This is a genomic window from Stenotrophomonas sp. STEN033 (assembly GCF_056856655.1).
In genome coordinates this window covers 37,281-54,325 of record NZ_JBXFWM010000026.1, presented here as the reverse complement: position 1 = coordinate 54,325, position 17,045 = coordinate 37,281, and the positions used below count along the sequence as shown (strand labels likewise).

Here is a 17,045-nt window from a genome sequence, read left to right as displayed (position 1 = left end):
CGGCGTGCTGCCAACCATCGCGAAGCCGGAGGGTAGTGCCGAGCCATGCTCGGCTGGGGCCTTCCCGCTACCGCTCGCTGCCGACCATGGGTCGGCACTACAGTGAAGCCGGCGTGCTGCCAACCATCGCGAAGCCGGAGGGTAGTGCCGAGCCATGCTCGGCTGGGGCCTTCCCGCTACCGCTCGCTGCCGACCATGGGTCGGCACTACAGTGAAGCCGACCTGCTGCCGACCATCCCGAAGCCGTAGGGTAGTGCCGCGCCCTGCGCGGCAGAAGCATTCCCGGTACCCCCGCTGCCGACCATGGGTCGGCACTACGCTGAAGCGGGTCTCCTAGCCCAGAACGACCACGCCCCGCTTTCACGGGGCGTTGCCTGTTGCATCACGGTGCCGCTATCAGCCCCACGGATCCTGCAGGATCATGGTGTGGTCGCGGTCCGGACCGGTCGAGACGATCGAGATCGGGCAGCCAGCCAGTTCTTCCAGCGAACGCAGATAGGCGCGTGCGGCCGGCGGCAGCTGGTCCCACTCGGTGATGCCGTGGGTGTTCTCGCTCCAGCCCGGGAACTCCAGGTACACCGGGGTGCACTCTTCCCAGCCCTGCGCATCCAGCGGTGCGTATTCCGAGCGCTTGCCACGGTATTCATAGGCAATGCAGACCTTCAGCTTTTCCATGCCGTCGAGCACGTCGAGCTTGGTGATGCACAGGCCGGAGATGCCGTTGATGGCCACGGCGCGCTTGAGCGCGACGATGTCCATCCAGCCACAGCGACGCGGACGGCCGGTCGATGCGCCGTACTCGGCGCCACGGTCACGGATGCCCTGGCCGATTTCGTCGTCCAGTTCGGTCGGGAACGGGCCGCCGCCAACGCGGGTGGCATAGGCCTTGGCAATGCCCAGCACGTAATCGATCGAGTCAGCGCCCACGCCGGTACCGGCCAGTGCGCCGCCAACGGTGGTGTTGGAGCTGGTGACGTACGGGTAGGTGCCGTGGTCGATGTCCAGCAGCGCGCCCTGGGCGCCTTCGAACAGCACGCGCTTGCCCTGCTTGCGCAGGTCATGGCAGATGCCGGCGACGTCGGACTTCATCGGCTCGACGTATTCGCCGAAGGCCAGTGCTTCCTGGTACACGGTGTCGAAATCCACCGGCTCCACGCCCAGGTACTTGGTCAGCACGAAGTTGTGGTAATCCAGCGCGGCACGCAGCTTTTCAGCCAGCTGTTCCGGGTAATGCAGGTCGGCGATGCGGATGCCGCGACGTGCCACCTTGTCTTCATAGGCCGGGCCGATGCCGCGACCGGTGGTGCCGATGGCCTTGCCGCCAGCAGCCTTCTCACGCGCCTGATCCAGGGCGATGTGGTACGGCATGATCAGCGGCGCAGCCGGCGAGATCTTCAGGCGCGAACGCACTTCCACGCCAGCCGTTTCCAGCTCTTCGATTTCCTTGCGCAGGGCGGCCGGGGAAATCACCACGCCATTGCCGATCAGGCACAGCGCGTCGTCGCGCAGGATGCCGGACGGAATCAGGTGCAGGACGGTCTTCTTGCCGTTGATGACCAGGGTATGGCCGGCGTTGTGACCACCCTGGAAACGAACCACTGCGCCGATTTCCTCGGTCAGCAGATCGACGATCTTGCCCTTGCCTTCATCGCCCCACTGGGCGCCGAGAACGACAACTGATTGACCCATGACGGGTAACTCCTGAGTTTGCTGCGGCCATCGGGGCCGCGGACGGGGCCGTGTACCGCCCATGGTCTGCCTTGGTGGAAACCCCATCGGGGAGCCTCCGGCAAACACCAGGGTCATACACGGAAAAAGCCGAACGGGGATGCTCTTGAAGGAGCTCGCCCGACCGGCTTTTCTGGATTATCCGGGTTTTGCATGGCAGCTACCACCCCCACGAGTTCAGGATGGTATGGCCGTCAGGGTTTGGTTCAGTGGCGGACCCACCAGAGGACGGCCAGGCCAACGAACAGCGCCGCTGCGCCCATTGCGCGCAGGGATGCAGCAGGTTGCTCCAGCATCTGTGCGGCCATCCGCTTCCACGCCAGCGGCGCGACGAACAGGAACAGGCCTTCGATGATGGCCACGAGGCAGAGGGCGGAAAAGAGGTCTTGCATGCGCTATAGCCATTGCCTTCTCCCCCGGGAGAAGGTGCCCGTAGGGCGGATGAGGGTGCGGGCGAAGCCCACCGAATGAGGGACATCAGGGGCATCCCGCCCCTTACCCTCACCCCAACCCCTCTCCCGGCGGGAGAGGGGTCAAAGGTCAAGCGATCAGCGATCGCTCTTCATGTACTGCAGGAACGGGTCGTTCTTGTCGAGCACGATCACGCCGTTGCCGTCGGTCATCGAGGCACGGTAGGCCTCCAGGCTGCGGTAGAAGGCGTAGAACGACGGGTCGGCCGAGCCGGCCTTGCCGTAGATCGAGGCGGCCTGGGCGTCGCCCTCACCGCGCAGCTGCTGCGCATCACGCTCGGCTTCGGCCACGATCACGGTGCTTTCGCGGTCGGCCTGGGCACGGATGGTCAGCGACTGCTCCTCGCCCTCGGCGCGCAGCTTGGCGGCCTCCTGCTTGCGCTGCGCGCGCATGCGCTCGTAGACGTCGGCGATCACCTGGCTGTCGGTCGGCAGGTCGATCTGCTTGATGCGCAGGTCGATGATCTCCATGCCCAAGGCAGCAATCGCCTCGTTGATCGACTTCAGCTGGCCGGCAATCAGCTCGCCACGGTCACCGGACACCAAGGCCTGCAAGGTGCGCGAGTTGATCTGGTTACGCAGCGAGTCGGTGATGATCGGCGCAAGGCGGGCGTTGACGATCTTGCTGTCGCCGCCGGTGGCGCGGTAGTAGGCGCGAACGTCGGAGATCCTGCCAATGGCGAAGAAGTCGACGCTGACGTCCTTCTGTTCGGCGGTGAAATAACGCGCCGGGGCGGTGTCCAGCACCTGGAAGCGACGGTCGAACACGCGCACGGTTTCCACCAACGGCACCTTGAAGTGCAGGCCCGGCTTGATGTCGGCACGCACCACCTTGCCCAGGTTGAGCACCATGGCGGTCTGGTCTTCGCGCACCACATAGACCGAGCCCAACAGGCCCAGCAACACCGCGACGAGTACGCCGATAACGACTGAGTTTTTCATCGGCCGGCCTCCTCACGCGATGCCGAGCGCGAGACCGAACGGTCCGCGTTGCGAATGCTGTCGGTCGCCGCCGGCAAGGCCGGTGCCACCATTTCCGGGGTCAGCTGCGGGGCAGCCGAGGTCTTGCCGGCGTCGGCCGGCATCGGCACGTAGATCAGCTGGCGGCCGTCGCCACCGATGACCTTGCGGTTCTCGGCCAGCACTTCCTGCACGGTTTCCAGCCACAGGCGCTTGCGGGTGACTTCCGGCGCGTTCTTGTACTCGCCCTGCAACAGGGTGAAGCGACGGGCGTCACCTTCGGCGCGGGCGACGATGGCCTGCTTGTAGCCTTCGGCGGTGGTACGGGCACGCGAGGCCTGGCCGCGCGCTTCCGGCACCACCTTGGCGGCGTAAGCCTGGGCTTCGTTGATCAGGCGTTCCTTGACCTGCTGGGCACCGTTGACCTCGTCGAAAGCCGGCTTCACTTCTTCCGGCGGACGCGCGTCAGGCAGGGTCAGGCCGGTCACGCTGAGACCGGTCTTGTAGGTCTTCAGCGAGGCCTGCAGGCGCTGCTCGGCAACCACGGCCAGCGGGCCACGGTTGTTCAGCACGGTATTCAGGTCGGCGCGGCCAACCTGTTCACGCACGGCGCTCTGCGCGGACTGTTCCAGCATCTGGTCGGCATCGACCGTACCAAACAGGTACTCGCGCGGGTCGTCCACGCGGTACTGCACGTTGACCGATACGTTGACGATGTTCTCGTCACGGGTCAGCACCGGCACGTTGCTGCTGAAGGTCTTGATCTGGGTCGCATTGACCTTGACCACCGACTCCAGCGGCCACGGCAGCTTGAAGTTGGGGCCCGGCTGCAGGATGCGCGAGTACTCGCCGAAACGCAGGACCACACCGCGCTGCTGTTCACCGATCAGTTGGAAGCTGGAGAACAACAACAGCAGAGCCAACGCGACCAGCACCCAGCGCCAGATACCGCCATCAAACAGGTCGCGCAGCGGTCCAGGCAGTCCACCACCCCAACCTCCGCCATTGCCGCCACGTGGCGTACGCGGCGCGCGGTTGTTGTCCGCACCACCACCGCTGTTGCCGCCGGGTGTATTCCAGGCCATGCATACTCCATCTGTAAGGGCCAGGCTGCGGGGGCTCCCGCCGAGGACCTGACCATCTATCGAATCCCGATTCTAACAAGGCAGACTCTGAACAGGTTCGGGGCTAGCTGAACCGACAGGGTTTGCCCGCTGACCTTCCCCCAAGGTGGATGATCCCCGGCCCCCCCTGGCCGAAGCCCGGTCCCGCAATATCCATTCGACCCCGGAACGGGCCCGCCAAGACTAGGAATAGGGGCAGACCGGCCTTTTCACAACCGTTATGGTTGCACTCCCCCGTTCCGACGCAGGCCTACCGATGTCCCACACCGCCCCGTTCACCGCCTTCCGCATCCACAACGACGACGCCGGCTACCGCAGCGGCCTGGAGTCGCTGGGCCTGGACCAGCTCAGCCCCGGCGAGGTGGTCATCCGCGCCCGCTGGTCCTCGGTGAACTACAAGGACGCGCTGGCCGGCACCGGCAAGGGCAAGATTCTGCGCCGCTTCCCGCTGGTGGGCGGCATCGACGTGGCCGGCGAGGTGGTGGCCTCGACCGACCCGGCCTTCCGCGAGGGCGACCAGGTACTGACCACCGGCTGCGGCCTGAGCGAGACCCGCGACGGTGGCTACAGCCAGTATGTGCGGCTGGAGTCCAAGTGGGTGATCCCGTTGCCGGCGGCATTGAGCCTGCGCGAGGCCATGGTGCTGGGCACGGCCGGCTTCACCGCCGCGCTGGCGCTGCTGCGCATGACCGACAACCGGCAGACGCCAGCCCACGGCCCACTGGCCGTCACCGGTGCCACCGGCGGGGTCGGCTCGCTGGCAGTGGACATCTTCAGCCGCGCCGGTTTCGAGGTGCATGCCATCAGCGGCAAGGCCGAGGCCGCGGACTACCTGACCGCCATCGGCGCCAGCCAGGTACTGGGCCGCGATGCCCTGGCCACCACCCGGCCGATGGAATCGGCCCGCTTTGGCGGCGGCCTGGACAACGTCGGCGGCAGCATGCTGACCAGCCTGCTGGCGCAGACCACGCCCTATGGCAATGTCGCTTCGGCCGGCCTGGCCGCGTCCGGCGCGCTGGACATGACGGTGATGCCCTTCATCATCCGTGGCGTATCGCTGTTGGGCGTGGCCTCGGCCGGCACCGCCCGCGACATCCGCGAGCAGGTCTGGCAGCGACTGGGCAGCGACTGGAAGCCGCGTCACCTGGACCGCATCTGTACCCGCGAAGTGGCGCTGGACGAACTGCCGGGGGTATTTTCGACCATGCTGGACGGCAAATCCTTCGGCCGCACCGTCGTAAGAATTGATTGACGCAAGTCACAGCACAACCCCGGCGTGGAACGCGCGGCTTCACGCCGGGAGCAGGCCGGCACTACACTGCCGGCACTACTTGGGGAAAAACATGGCGCGTATCCTGATTGTCGATGACTCACCATCGCAGTTGATGGGCATTCAACGCATCGTTGAAAAACTGGGGCATGAAATCTTCACCGCAACTGATGGCGCCTCCGGGGTAGAGGTTGCCAAGCAGGTGCTGCCGGACCTGGTGTTGATGGACGTGGTGATGCCCAACCTCAACGGTTTCCAGGCCACCCGCACGCTCAAGCGCGAGGCCACCACCCAGCACATCCCGGTGATCCTGGTGACCACCAAGGATCAGGACACTGATCGCTTGTGGGGCATGCGTCAGGGGGCCAAGGCTTACATCACCAAGCCGTTCACCGAGGAGGACTTGTCGGCGGTGATCGCGCAGGTGTTCAGTGCCGAGGCACCGCCGGTTGGGTGAAGCTGCTTTCTTGGGGAAAGCGTTTGGGAAGGCGGGCTTTGCCCGCCTTTCCTGTTTTTGGTGGTTGGGGTTTGTTTTGGCTCTGCTTGTTGGAAGCTTGCCCTCACCCCAACCCCTCTCCCGTAAACGGGAGAGGGGCTCGGATTGCTTGCGCTCGTAGTGCACTAGCCCCTCTCCCGCGCGCGGGAGAGGGGTTGGGGTGAGGGCAAGCTCCTGGCCAAAAATCCCAGCCGAAGACAAAAGAAAAGCGGGCAAAGCCCGCTTCTCTCCGACATCAGCAGCGTAAACAAAGCCGCAATCAGTCCTCGCCAAACGCCTTGGCCAGGTCCTTGTACGCCTTGCGCTGGGCCTCGTTGCCCGCTACCGGCGCCACCACCTCCAACTCCACGATCTGGTCGCCGTCAGGCTTGCCCGGCAGGCCACGGCCACGCAGGCGCAGCTTGCGGCCGCTGTCCGAGTCGGCCGGCACCTTCAACTCCACCGCACCGCCCAGGGTAGGCACACTGATGCTGGTGCCCAGCGCCGCCTGCCAGGGGGTGACCTGCAAGGTGTAGAGGATATTGCGGCCGTCCACCTCGAACTGCGGGTGCGAGGCGTATTCCACCTCCAGCATCAGGTTGCCGCCGCCGCTGCCCTGCCCGCCCAGGCGGATCACCTGGCCGGGGCGGATGCCCTTGGGGACGCGCACGTCAAGCTGGCGCCCATCCACGGTGATGCGCAGGCTGTCGCCGTTGTAGGCAGCCTCCAGTGGCACGGACAGCTTGGCGCGGGTGTCACGCATCGGCTGCGGGCCGGCGCCGCCAAAGCCCGGGCCCGGTCGCCGACCACCGGCACCGGCGCCGCCACGCTGGCGCGCAAACAGGCTTTCGAAGAAATCGCTGAAGCCGCCGCCGGCACCGCCGCCGCCGAACACCTCTTCGAAATCGAAGCCCTGGCCACCGCCAAAGTTCGGCGGCGCGTGGAACTCCTCGCCGGGGCGGTAGCCCTGCGCGCGCAACTGGTCATAGGCCTGGCGCTTCTGCGGATCGCGCAGCGCCTCATAGGCCTCGTTGACCGCCTTGAATTTCTCCTCGGCGCCGGCTTCCTTGCTTACGTCCGGATGGTACTTGCGCGCCAGCCGACGGTAAGCGGTCTTGATTTCGGCATCACCGGCGCTGGGCTCAACCCCGAGCGTGGCGTAGTAATCCTTGAATTCCATCCATACACCTCTGAAAAAAAACTGGCCCGACACCTTGCGGCAACGGGCCATCGTGCAATCGGCAGGCGCCGTGGCCCCATTCTACCGGGCCACGGCCACTGCGCAGGTGGAAGTTCGCTCACGCCGCTCAGGCGCTGGGCTGGCCCTGCACCACCTGGATGCGGCGGGGAGCCGCCTCGCTGCGCTTGGGTATACGCACCTCCAGCACGCCGTTGTGGCTAGTGGCGACAATGCCCTCGGCATCGGCGCTGTCCGGCAGCACGAAGCGGCGGTTGAAACTGCCCTGGCCACGCTCGCTGCGGGTCAGGCGCTGGCCTTCGGCCAGTTCAGGCGTGCTGCGCTGGCCACTGATGGTGAGTACGCCCTTTTCCATCTGCACGTCGATGCTGGCGGGATCAACACCGGGCAGATCTGCCATCACCACGAAACGGTTGGCTTCCTCGCGGATATCGACGGCAGGCAGCCATGCCGACGCGGTGCTGTTGGTGACGGTTTCGAGCAGCGGCGACAACAACTGATGAATCTCGGACTGGGTCGGCCACTGGCGGTAACGTACGATGCTCATGATGTCCTCCTGCAAGATAGGAAGGGACTGGCACGCCGGAATGGCACTGCCTTTCCCATGCCCAGGACGTATTGTGTGAAGACCGTCTTTTCAAGCTGTTGACGCGGCGCTTCCACCGCCTCTTTAAACTCAAATTCAGCCTAGGAGCCCCACCCAATGTCCATCAACGTCGGCGATCGCATTCCGGAAGTAACCCTCAAGCGTCTACGCGAAGGCCTGGAAACGATCGACACCCATGCACTGTTCGACGGCCGCAAGGTCGTGCTGTTCGCCGTGCCGGGCGCCTTCACCCCGACCTGTTCGGCCCGGCATCTGCCCGGCTACGTGGAGCACTTCGAGGACTTCCGCAAGCGCGGTATCGAAGTGTTCTGCATGGCGGTGAACGATCCGTTCGTGATGCAGGCCTGGGCCAAGAGCCAGTCGGTGCCGGACGGACTGCAGATGCTGTCCGACGGCAATGGTGATTTCACCCGCGCGCTGGGCCTGGAGATGGACGCCAGCAGTTCGGGCATGGGCCTGCGTTCGCGACGCTTCGCACTGTATGTGGAAGACGGCGTGGTGCGTGCCGCCTATATCGAACAGCCGGGGCAATTCGAGGTATCCGGGGCCGAGCACGTGCTCGCCCATCTGCCCGCATAGGGGCGCAACAGAAGGAAAGGCCAGCCATGAGCAAGCAGCCCGCCGCCAAATCCGCAAAAACCACGCAGTTGGCAGGTATCACCGATCGCAAGACCTTGCGTGCCAACGCACGCAAGAGCATCGAGGACGGTGCGGTGACGCCCACCTACACCGCCAATCGAACGGCGGTGATCAAGCTGCTCAACGATGCGCTGGCCACCGAGTGGGTATGCGTGCTGCGCTACTACCGCCATTACTACATGGCGAAGGGCATGCTGGCCGATGCGGTGAAGGCCGAATTCCTGGAGCATGCGCAGCAGGAACAGGCGCATGCGGCGCTGTTGTCCGAGCGCATCGTGCAACTGGGGGGCGAGCCGGATCTGAATCCGGACACCCTTACCGCGCGCGCCCATGCTGAGTACAAGGAAGGCGGCAACCTGCGCGACATGGTGCGCGAGAACCTGATCGCCGAGCGCATCGCCATCGACAGCTACCGCGAGATGATCAACTTCGTTGGTGACAAGGACACCACCACCAAGCGCATCCTCGAACAGATCCTGGCGCAGGAAGAAGACCACGCCGACGATTTCGCCGACATGCTGGAAGGCTGGATAGGCGAGTAAGCCCGCCCAACGTGTAGTGCCGAGCCATGCTCGGCAGGGGCGTTACCGGCAATCCCAACCTTTTGGGAGCGCCGCGAGCCGCGAGACTGTCAATCAATCCGATTGCAGATGCGCAGCGGGTTTGTAGGCGTCGGCTTCATGGCTTGCGCTGGTCGTGCACGCATTGTCGGGAAAGCCCCTTGCCGAGCATGGCTCGGCACTACGGGCATTGCTGGGAAGGCCTCTGCCGAGCATGGCTCGGCACTACCGGCATTGCTGGGGAAGCCTCTGCCGAGCATGGCTCGGCACTACCGGCATTGCTGGGAGAAGCCCCTTGCCGAGCATGGCTCGGCACTACGGGCATTGCTGGGAGAAGCCCCTTGCCGAGCATGGCTCGGCACTACGGGCATTGCTGGGAAGGCCTCTGCCGAGCATGGCTCGGCACTACGGGTTTCTAGTTCACCACGCGGAAGCGCACGCGGGTCCAGGCGCCGTCGGCGGCCAGCGCGGTCAGCGTGTGTTCGCCGGCGGCGTTGAAATCACGGGTGAAACCGCGCGTGCCCTGGGTCTGGGCGATCCAGCGGCCATCCAGCAGCCATTCGATCGTCGCCTCGCTGCCCAGCGCCCGCAACTGCAGGCGCGGGCCGTGCTGCGCGCCCGGCGGGCGGGCCAGCGTGGCCAGATCATTGAGACCTTCGATATGCAGCACACCGTCCGACTGCCGGCCATCGTCTGCACAGTCCGCCGCCAAGGGCGGCAGCGCCTGTGCCTGCCGCTGGGCGACGCTCAGCCACGGTGAGGCCAATGCCGGCCACCGCGCGATCTCGCGATCTTCAACCCGCGCATGCCCCTCACAGCCGGGCGACACGCGCTGGCCGGTTATTGCATCTACCTGGAAACGCAGGCGCCCGGATTGCCACAGCCGCGCCTCACGTTCGGGGAAGCTGGGCGGCACCACGCCCTCCAGCACCCAGGCGGGGAAACGGCGCTGGCACATGGCCGGCGGGGTCTGCGCGGCGGCAATGCCCAGCGGCCAGCAGATCTCCACCTCGCTGACGCTGTCCGGACGCGCGCGCACCGCATTGTCACCGGCCTGCCGCGGCAGGCTGTCGATCACCTCGAACATCAACGGCAAGGCGGTCACCGCACCGTACTGGCCGGGCAAGGGCGTGCCGTCCGGGCGTCCAACCCAGACCCCGACGGTGTAGGTGCGGGTACTGCCTATCGCCCAGGCATCGCGGTAGCCGTAGCTGGTGCCGGTCTTCCAGGCAACGCGCGGGCGGTTGCCGGTATCGAAGGTGCCCACGCCATAACCGGGACGCGGATTGGATTCGAGTATGTCGCGCACGATCCATGCCGCGCCCGGCGAGACCAAGCGGCGTTCGATGCGCGCGTCCTCGGGCGTATAACGCACGCGGCCGGCGATGCCGTCGCGGTTCAAGGCCGAAAACGCGCCGACCAGATCCTCCAGCCGTGCGCCCGTCCCGCCAAGGATCAAGGCCAGGCTGGGCTGGGTGCCCCGTGGAAAGCGCAGATTGATGCCGGCATTGCCCAGCCGCGCGGCAAAGCGCGCCGGCCCTACCCGGTCCAGCAGATCCACCGACGGCACATTCAAGGACAAACGCAATGCCGTGGCCGCGCCTACCGGCCCATTGAACGCCGCATCAAAGTTCCCCGGCCGATAACCACCGAAGCTCTGTGGCGCGTCGATGATCAGGCTTTCCGAATGGATCAGGCCATCGTCCAGGGCCATGCCATACAGGAAGGGCTTGAGCGTTGAGCCGGGCGAACGCCAGGCCTGCACCATGTCCACATGCCCCAGCCGCGCCTTGTCGCCGAAGCTGACCGAGCCAACATAGGCGCGCGCCTCCAGGGTGCGGTTGTCCATCACCAGCAAGGCCGCCGAGGTGCGCTCGGGCAACTGCGAGAAATACGCGGCCACGCGTTCTTCCAGCGTGCGTTGCAGGCCGCTGTCGATGGTGGTCTCGATCTGGGCCATGCGTGGCTGGGCACTGCGCAGGCGCTGCGCCAGCAAGGCGGCATGCAGGGGCTGCTGCAGCGAACGCGCGACCACCAACTCAACCCGCGCATCGGCGACCTCCTCGTCCGACCACACGCCCAGCTCGGCCATGCGCGCCAGCACCTTGTCGCGGGCGCGCTGCGCGGCCTCGGGGTGCCGATCCGGGCGCAGTCGGCTGGGGGACTGCGGCAATACCGCCAGCAAGGCCGCCTCGGCCTGTGACAGGTGGGTGGCCGACTTGCCCAGGTACGCCCAACTGGCCGCTTCCACGCCTTCGATGGTGCCGCCGTAGGGCGCGCGTTCCAGGTAAAGATCGAGGATCTGCGCCTTGCTCAGATGCACTTCCAGTTGCAGTGCCCGCAGCAACTGCTTGAGCTTGCCCCAGGGCGTGCGCGTATGCGGATCGAGGATGCGCGCGACCTGCATGGTCAGGGTGGAGCCACCGGACACGATGCGCCGCTCCAGCAGCATCTGTTTGCCGGCCCGCAGCAGCGCCCAGGGGTTGATGCCGGGGTGGCGCCAGAACCAGCGGTCCTCGTAGGTCAGCAGCGCCTGCAGGTACAGCGGCGAAACGGTCTTTGCATCGGCCGGATAGCGCCACACCCCTTCGGCGTCGGCGAAGGCGCGCAGCGGCGTGCCGTCAGCGGCCACCACCAGGGTACTGGTGTCGCGCGATTTCGGCAGCGGCACGGGGAATGCCAGGTCCAGCACCAGCAGCAAGGTCAGCAGTGCGGCAAGCGCCCAGCGCAGGTTGCGGAGCGTGAACACGGCGCGCAGGCGGGAGCCAAGAGGTTTCAGCCTGGGGAAGCGCGCTTTCACTGGGGACGATTCTTCAAACGTGAGCTGGGGGGCTGGGGCGGATTGGCTTGGCCGTGGGAGAGCTTACCCCTCCCCAACCCTCCCCTTGCCTTCGGCAAAGGGAGGGAGCAGGGCGCCGCGATTGTTGACTGTGGAGCTGGGGCGGAACAGCTTGGCCGCGGAAGAGCTTACCCCTCCCCAACCCTCCCCTTGCCGTTGGCAAAGGGAGGGAGCAGGAGCCGACTACGGCTGCACCACCGTGATCGTGCTGGGGTTGGCCCGGCCCACGCCGCGCATGTCGGGCCGGTACATGTCCTCGGCCAGCGGCGGCGGCACCATGTAGGTGCCCGGGGTGACCGCACGCACCAGGTAGAACACGTGCGCGGTGCTACCACGCGACAGCTTCAGCGCCGCCACGTAGCGATCATCGCGGAACTCCTCGTGCTTGACGTCGGCGGCGCGCGAACGGTCGCTGATCTGCACCTCACCCACGACCACGTCGGCCCATTGCTTGGCATCGCCCAGGTTGAAGTTCTCTATCTCCAGCCCGGCTGGCAACAGGTCGGTGATCAAGGCATCGGGCATGTTCGAATTGGCGGTGACGCTGAGCCGCACGATCAAGGCCTCGCCTTCCTTCAACGACCGCGGCGTCCACGGCTTGCCATCGGTACCGAACCACGCGCGCTCGATGCCGATCACGCTGTTGTCCGGCGCCGGCGGCTGGCGCGGAATGCCGGCAACGTCGAGGCTGGCGAACATCGGCGCCTCGCCCTGCGGCGAGAACCGCACGCCCTGTGCCAGCTGTGCCATATCGAACACGCGACCGAAGGCCTTGCGGGCATCGATGGCCTCGACCTTGTCGCCGACCGCAAGCTCACCGGACACCAGCTTCTTCTGGTTGGCCATCAGAGCCTTGCCCAGACGCGCCAGCGCCACCTGTTCCTGCGTGCTCAGCCACATCAGGCCGTTGCCGCGACGCACATCCAGGGTGCGGCCCAGATCGATCACGCGCGCATCGTACTCCGGCTTGGACAGGCCGCGCTCGTGCAGCAGCGCGATCATCAAGGCCTCATCGCGCAGGCGGGTGCCATAGTCGCCAAAGTACTCCGGACGGTCAGCGCTGGACTTGGCAAAACCCGCGGCAATCGCCGCCTGGCCGCGCTTGCTGTCACCCTGGATCGCCAACGCCGCCCCCAGGTGCACCAGCGACAGGCCGGTGACCGCCTTGCTGCGTTCGTTGTCCCACAGCGTGCGCAGCGTGCCCAGCGGGGCGCGGTTGACCCGTGCCAGCACGTAGCCGGAATAGGCCTGGTTGGCGAACTTCAAACCGTCGCGGCGATCACTGCCGTAGAACTGGTTGCCGCCACTGAGCAGGTCTTCGCTGATGCGGTTCAAGGCCTTCTGCAGCACGTTCTCCGGCACCGCGAAACCGGCATCCTTGGCGTCGAGCAGGAACTCGGCGACATACGGCGTCAATGCCGGGTTGATGTAATCGTCATCGCCCCACATCGAGAAGTTGCCGTTGGCCACCTGCATCGAGGCCAGCCGCCCGAACGCGCCCTCCATGCGCTCGCGGCGGGTCTTGGCATCCAGGCCATCGGCACCCAGCATGGCCGAGGTGGCCTCATCCAGCATCAGCGCCGCATAGCCCTTGCTGGTGGTCTGCTCGGCACAGCCATAGGGGTAGTTCAACGCCCCCTGCAGCGCCGACGCGAATGGAATGGGCGGCAGCGCGCTGACCAGCATGCGGGCATTGACCGAACCGTCCATCAGGCCGTTGGCGAAACTGCTGTCCAGGTTGACCGGTGCCAGCGGGTCCAGGGTGCGGGTCTGCGAGCGCAGCACTGACGGCCAAGCTGCGCGCACTGGCAGGTCATAGCGCCGGTCCACCTTGAAGCCATTGCCATCCACCCGCACCCGCACCTTGGCCACGCTATAGCCTTCCTGCGCACTCAGCGGGAAGCTCAGGGTGCTCTTGGCATCCACGCCAAGCTGCACCTTGCGGCTTGCCTCGGCAATGCCCAGCGGACCTTCACCGTCCACCCGCACGGCAAATTCGCCGGGCTTGCCGGTGAAGTTCTGCACGTCCAGGGTCACCGTGCTGCGGTCCCCCGGCGCCATCACCCGCGGCATGCTGGCTTCGGCCAGGATCGGCGCGCGCACCAGCGTTTCCACGTCACGGTTGCCGTATCGGTCGGCCGAGTAGACCAGCGCCGAGACGCGCAGGGTGCCGTTGAAATCCGGTACCTGCAGGCGCACCCGCGCATTGCCCTTGGCATCCAGCGCCACCGGTCCGGAGAACAGGTCCACGGTCTGCACCCGCGCGGTCGGCCGCTTGGCCTGCGGCAAGGCTGCCAAGGCCATGTCGCCACCAAACTTCAGCTTGCCGCTGTTGCCCTCGAAGCTTTCGATCACCCGGCCGTAGATGTCATAGGCATCCACGCCCAGGCGGCGCTGTGCGAAGAAATGCGCCGGTGCATCCGGCACCGGGAAGCGGGTGATGTTGAGGATGCCCACATCCACCGCCGACACCGTGACGTGCGCCGGCTTGCCGGCCAGTTCCGGCGCGCTGACGGTCACCGTCATCGGCTGCTCCGGACGCATCTGCTTGGGCGCGATCAAACCGACCGCAACGCGGCGGTCGCGGCGGTCCATCGGCACATGCGCCACGCCCACGGCACGCGCCGGGGTGATCTTGCTGGGCGCGGTGCCGCCGCGGAACACCAGTGCGGTGATGTAGACATCGTGGCGTTCCCAGTCCTTGGTGACCGGGATTTCAAAGGTGCTGCCCGGCTTGGCGTCGATGTCCTGCACGTACAGCATGTGGTCGCTTTCCACCATCAGCAGGCCACGGCCGGCATGTGGCGGGGTCAGCGTGACCTTGACGGTATCGCCGGCACGGTAGCCCGCCTTGTCCAGCGACAGCTTGACCTTGTCCGGGCGCGCATCCAGGCCACGGTTGTCGTCGTTCCAGCTCCAGCCGGCGCGGAACGGATAGCGCATGGTCAGGCCGGTGGCCGGGTCGAACACGTCCACGCGGTACTCGCCCCACTCCACCGGGAAATCGAAACGGGCCGCGGTGGTCCCGGCATCGATGGTGCGGGTTTCCTTGTTCTCGAAACGGCGGGTGAAGTCGTAATCCCAACGGTTGTCGGTATAGGTCCAGTGGTAGTCGCGCAGTTCGCGCACCAGGGTGACCTTCAGCCCCTTGGCCGGCTGCGGCTTGCCCTCGGCGTCCACCCGCATCAGCTCGAAGCGCGCGTAGGCATTGGCATCGGCACCATCGGCGTCGTTGAACAGGGGACGCACGGCCACCAGTACCGGCGCCGGCCACATCACCCGCTTCAGGGTGCGGGTAACGGTGCGGCCACCGGTTTCATAGACACTGCCGGACAACAGCGCGGCCACGGTGGTGGCCTTGCCTGCCTCGGCTGGCAAGGCGACGTCCTGGCGCAGCTTGCCGTCCTTGGGCAGGGTGGTATCGATCACGTCATTGGCTTCGCGCGGCAACTGCACGGTCGGGTCGCCGAAGAACCAGCCCGGCATGGCCTCCACCGGATGCTGCTCCACCGCCACCGCCAAGCGTGCGGTGAAGCGGTTGCCGTCGGCCGGCGCGCCATACAGATAGGCCGCATCGGCCTGCAGCTGCAGGGCCTCGCCCGGCTTGAGCGTTTTCTGCGCGCTGTCCAGGTCCAGCTTCATGCGCTCGGGCAGGAATTCCTCGATGCGCAGGGTCATGCCCTGCACCGCTTCCTTGCTGCCCGGGTCGGTACGGAACTCCACCGTCCAGCGGCCGGTAGGCGCCTCCACCGGGATGGTCTGCTCGAACGCGAAATAGCCCTGCTCGCCCGGCTGCAGGCGGGTCTCGCGGAAGGTCTTTCCATCGGGCTGCTTGAGCCGCAGGAACACCGGTTGGCCGCCGGTGGCCGGCCCGGCCAGGGTCTTGCCGTCGTTGTCGCGCAGCAGCGCGGAGATGCGCACCGTTTCACCCGGGCGGTAGAGGTCACGTCCGGACCAGGCGAAGACATCGAAGTTCGCATTCTGGCGGCCGGCCACGGCGAACTCGCTGAGGTCCAGCGCCGGCTGGTTGAACGGCAGCATGGTGGTGTCGCTGCCACTGCTGGCCACCAGCACATGCGCCGCATCCAGCGTGTAGTTCAGCAGGGCATTGCCATTGGCATCGGTCTGGCCCTTGAGGATGACCTCGCCCTTGCCGTCGATGACCTTCAGCTCAACCTTCTTGGCCCGCGCGCCATCGGCCAGCGAAGCGGTATGCACGAACAGCTTGTCCTTGTAGGCACGGGTGTGCAGGCCGATGTCACTGACGGTGAAGAAGGCGGTATCAAACTCGTTGTCGAAGCTGCCGGTGCGCTTCATCACCGCGAAGTACAGGCCCGGCTGCTGCAGTTCCTTGACGTCCTGGATCGGCAGGTAGGTCAGCACGCGCTCGTTCTGCTTGCCGCCCAGCACGAAGCGGTTGACGTAGACCGGCTCGGCCAGCTGGTTCAGCGGGGTGTTGTCGCCGTATTCGCTGTCCAGCTCCCAGCTGCCGCGGCGACCGCCACGCTGATACTGACTGAAGAAGGTAGGCAGGTCCTTCTCGCGCACGCGCAGGAACTCGACGTCCACCTCCGGCACGTTCACCGACACCACCGGCAGGCCGCGGCTGTCCTTGGCCGGCAGCACGCTGCCCTGCGAGGCAAAGCCCACCGCCGGGTCCAGCTCGCCGGTGAACACTTTCTGCTTGACCTCGCTGCCCAGACGGTTGCCGTCAGCAGCCAGCAGGTCGGCGGAGATGATCAGGGTGTATTCCTTGGCCGCCTCCACATAGGGATAGCGCAGGGTCTTGCCGTCGTCGGACAGCGACCAGCTGCTGTCCTCGTTGCCTACCTTCTCCTCGAAGCGCAGCAGCTTGTCGAAATCCTGGGTGCCGACCAGCGGCCGCGAGAACTCCACCGCCAGCGCCAGGCCATCGCCGCTCTTCTGGTCCGGGTAGGCGCGCAGCATGGCGAAGCCCTTGACCTCCTCCTGGGTGGTCTTGATCGCCTCCCCGCTGGCCCCGGGCAACTGCCCGCTCTCATTGCGCTTGCATCCTGCAACCAGGGCCAGCGCCATCAAGGCGACTGCAGCCCAGCGAATACGCGTCAACATCCTGTTACCCATGGCGTCCTCCCGCAGATCGCCCGAGTATAACCAGCCCGCATGTAAAGGCCCGTGTAGCGGTGCGCTTTCTGC

12 protein-coding genes are annotated in these 17,045 nt (G+C 66.1%); 4 read left to right on the top strand and 8 right to left on the bottom strand.

Annotation, left to right across the window (positions count from 1 at the left end):
- Positions 1-396: 396 nt before the first annotated feature.
- The 4 genes from AC1VXC_RS10910 to hflK all read right to left on the bottom strand — a co-directional run bounded on the left by AC1VXC_RS10910 (position 397) and on the right by hflK (position 4,243).
- Entirely contained in the window at positions 397-1,689 is a 1,293-nt protein-coding gene (locus tag AC1VXC_RS10910; protein WP_312918213.1) for an adenylosuccinate synthase, read from the bottom strand.
- Between the two features lie 245 nt (positions 1,690-1,934).
- Positions 1,935-2,120: a DUF2065 domain-containing protein gene (locus AC1VXC_RS10905; RefSeq protein ID WP_313172957.1), complete on the bottom strand. Its 186-nt coding sequence runs from the start codon at positions 2,118-2,120 to the stop codon at positions 1,935-1,937.
- Between the two features lie 156 nt (positions 2,121-2,276).
- Positions 2,277-3,140: a protease modulator HflC gene (gene hflC, locus AC1VXC_RS10900; RefSeq protein ID WP_282265868.1), complete on the bottom strand. Its 864-nt coding sequence runs from the start codon at positions 3,138-3,140 to the stop codon at positions 2,277-2,279.
- Positions 3,137-4,243, bottom strand: a complete 1,107-nt coding sequence (gene hflK, locus AC1VXC_RS10895; RefSeq protein WP_313172956.1) for an FtsH protease activity modulator HflK — start codon at positions 4,241-4,243, stop codon at positions 3,137-3,139. Before hflK ends, hflC begins: the two co-directional genes overlap by 4 nt.
- Before the next feature lie 295 nt (positions 4,244-4,538).
- On the opposite strand from hflK, the gene AC1VXC_RS10890 reads away from it, so the two are divergent.
- Both AC1VXC_RS10890 and pilH read left to right on the top strand, forming a co-directional pair.
- On the top strand, positions 4,539-5,534 hold the full coding sequence (locus tag AC1VXC_RS10890; protein WP_313172955.1) for a YhdH/YhfP family quinone oxidoreductase: 996 nt from the start codon (positions 4,539-4,541) through the stop codon (positions 5,532-5,534).
- A gap of 91 nt (positions 5,535-5,625) precedes the next feature.
- Positions 5,626-6,009, top strand: a complete 384-nt coding sequence (gene pilH / locus AC1VXC_RS10885; protein ID WP_293714037.1) for a twitching motility response regulator PilH — start codon at positions 5,626-5,628, stop codon at positions 6,007-6,009.
- Between the two features lie 298 nt (positions 6,010-6,307).
- On the opposite strand, the gene AC1VXC_RS10880 is transcribed toward pilH, so the two are convergent.
- Both AC1VXC_RS10880 and AC1VXC_RS10875 read right to left on the bottom strand, forming a co-directional pair.
- A complete protein-coding gene (locus AC1VXC_RS10880) occupies positions 6,308-7,207 on the bottom strand; it encodes a DnaJ C-terminal domain-containing protein (protein ID WP_312370804.1) in 900 nt (299 codons plus the stop codon).
- Positions 7,208-7,334: 127 nt separating this feature from the next.
- Positions 7,335-7,772 carry an Hsp20/alpha crystallin family protein gene (locus AC1VXC_RS10875; protein WP_481538590.1) on the bottom strand — a complete coding sequence of 146 codons (438 nt, stop codon included), beginning with the start codon at positions 7,770-7,772 and terminating at the stop codon, positions 7,335-7,337.
- 156 nt (positions 7,773-7,928) lie between these two features.
- Between AC1VXC_RS10875 and AC1VXC_RS10870 the strand changes: the two genes are divergently transcribed.
- Together AC1VXC_RS10870 and AC1VXC_RS10865 are read left to right on the top strand one after the other, a co-directional pair.
- The gene (locus AC1VXC_RS10870; protein ID WP_313172953.1) at positions 7,929-8,411 is read left to right on the top strand and encodes a peroxiredoxin; all 483 of its coding nucleotides are present in this window, start codon (positions 7,929-7,931) and stop codon (positions 8,409-8,411) included.
- 26 nt (positions 8,412-8,437) lie between these two features.
- Complete coding sequence (locus AC1VXC_RS10865) at positions 8,438-9,013, top strand: ferritin-like domain-containing protein (RefSeq protein ID WP_313172952.1); 576 nt, start codon at positions 8,438-8,440, stop codon at positions 9,011-9,013.
- A 433-nt stretch (positions 9,014-9,446) separates the two neighbouring features.
- Here the strand turns inward: AC1VXC_RS10865 and pbpC are convergent, their stop codons facing one another.
- Positions 9,447-11,789 carry a penicillin-binding protein 1C gene (gene pbpC, locus AC1VXC_RS10860; RefSeq protein ID WP_481538612.1) on the bottom strand — a complete coding sequence of 781 codons (2,343 nt, stop codon included), beginning with the start codon at positions 11,787-11,789 and terminating at the stop codon, positions 9,447-9,449.
- A 264-nt stretch (positions 11,790-12,053) separates the two neighbouring features.
- Positions 12,054-16,961, bottom strand: coding sequence for an alpha-2-macroglobulin family protein (locus AC1VXC_RS10855; RefSeq protein ID WP_481538591.1), 4,908 nt, complete (start codon positions 16,959-16,961; stop codon positions 12,054-12,056).
- Positions 16,962-17,045: the final 84 nt, after the last annotated feature.

What these genes read in the sequence shown, in the direction of transcription:
- AC1VXC_RS10910 (WP_312918213.1), bottom strand. Translation starts at nt 1,689, where the DNA reads ATGGGTCAATCAGTTGTCGTTCTCGGCGCCCAGTGGGGCGATGAAGGC.
- AC1VXC_RS10905 (WP_313172957.1), bottom strand. Translation starts at nt 2,120, where the DNA reads ATGCAAGACCTCTTTTCCGCCCTCTGCCTCGTGGCCATCATCGAAGGC.
- hflC (WP_282265868.1), bottom strand. Translation starts at nt 3,140, where the DNA reads ATGAAAAACTCAGTCGTTATCGGCGTACTCGTCGCGGTGTTGCTGGGC.
- hflK (WP_313172956.1), bottom strand. Translation starts at nt 4,243, where the DNA reads ATGGCCTGGAATACACCCGGCGGCAACAGCGGTGGTGGTGCGGACAAC.
- AC1VXC_RS10890 (WP_313172955.1), top strand. Translation starts at nt 4,539, where the DNA reads ATGTCCCACACCGCCCCGTTCACCGCCTTCCGCATCCACAACGACGAC.
- pilH (WP_293714037.1), top strand. Translation starts at nt 5,626, where the DNA reads ATGGCGCGTATCCTGATTGTCGATGACTCACCATCGCAGTTGATGGGC.
- AC1VXC_RS10880 (WP_312370804.1), bottom strand. Translation starts at nt 7,207, where the DNA reads ATGGAATTCAAGGATTACTACGCCACGCTCGGGGTTGAGCCCAGCGCC.
- AC1VXC_RS10875 (WP_481538590.1), bottom strand. Translation starts at nt 7,772, where the DNA reads ATGAGCATCGTACGTTACCGCCAGTGGCCGACCCAGTCCGAGATTCAT.
- AC1VXC_RS10870 (WP_313172953.1), top strand. Translation starts at nt 7,929, where the DNA reads ATGTCCATCAACGTCGGCGATCGCATTCCGGAAGTAACCCTCAAGCGT.
- AC1VXC_RS10865 (WP_313172952.1), top strand. Translation starts at nt 8,438, where the DNA reads ATGAGCAAGCAGCCCGCCGCCAAATCCGCAAAAACCACGCAGTTGGCA.
- AC1VXC_RS10855 (WP_481538591.1), bottom strand. Translation starts at nt 16,961, where the DNA reads ATGTTGACGCGTATTCGCTGGGCTGCAGTCGCCTTGATGGCGCTGGCC.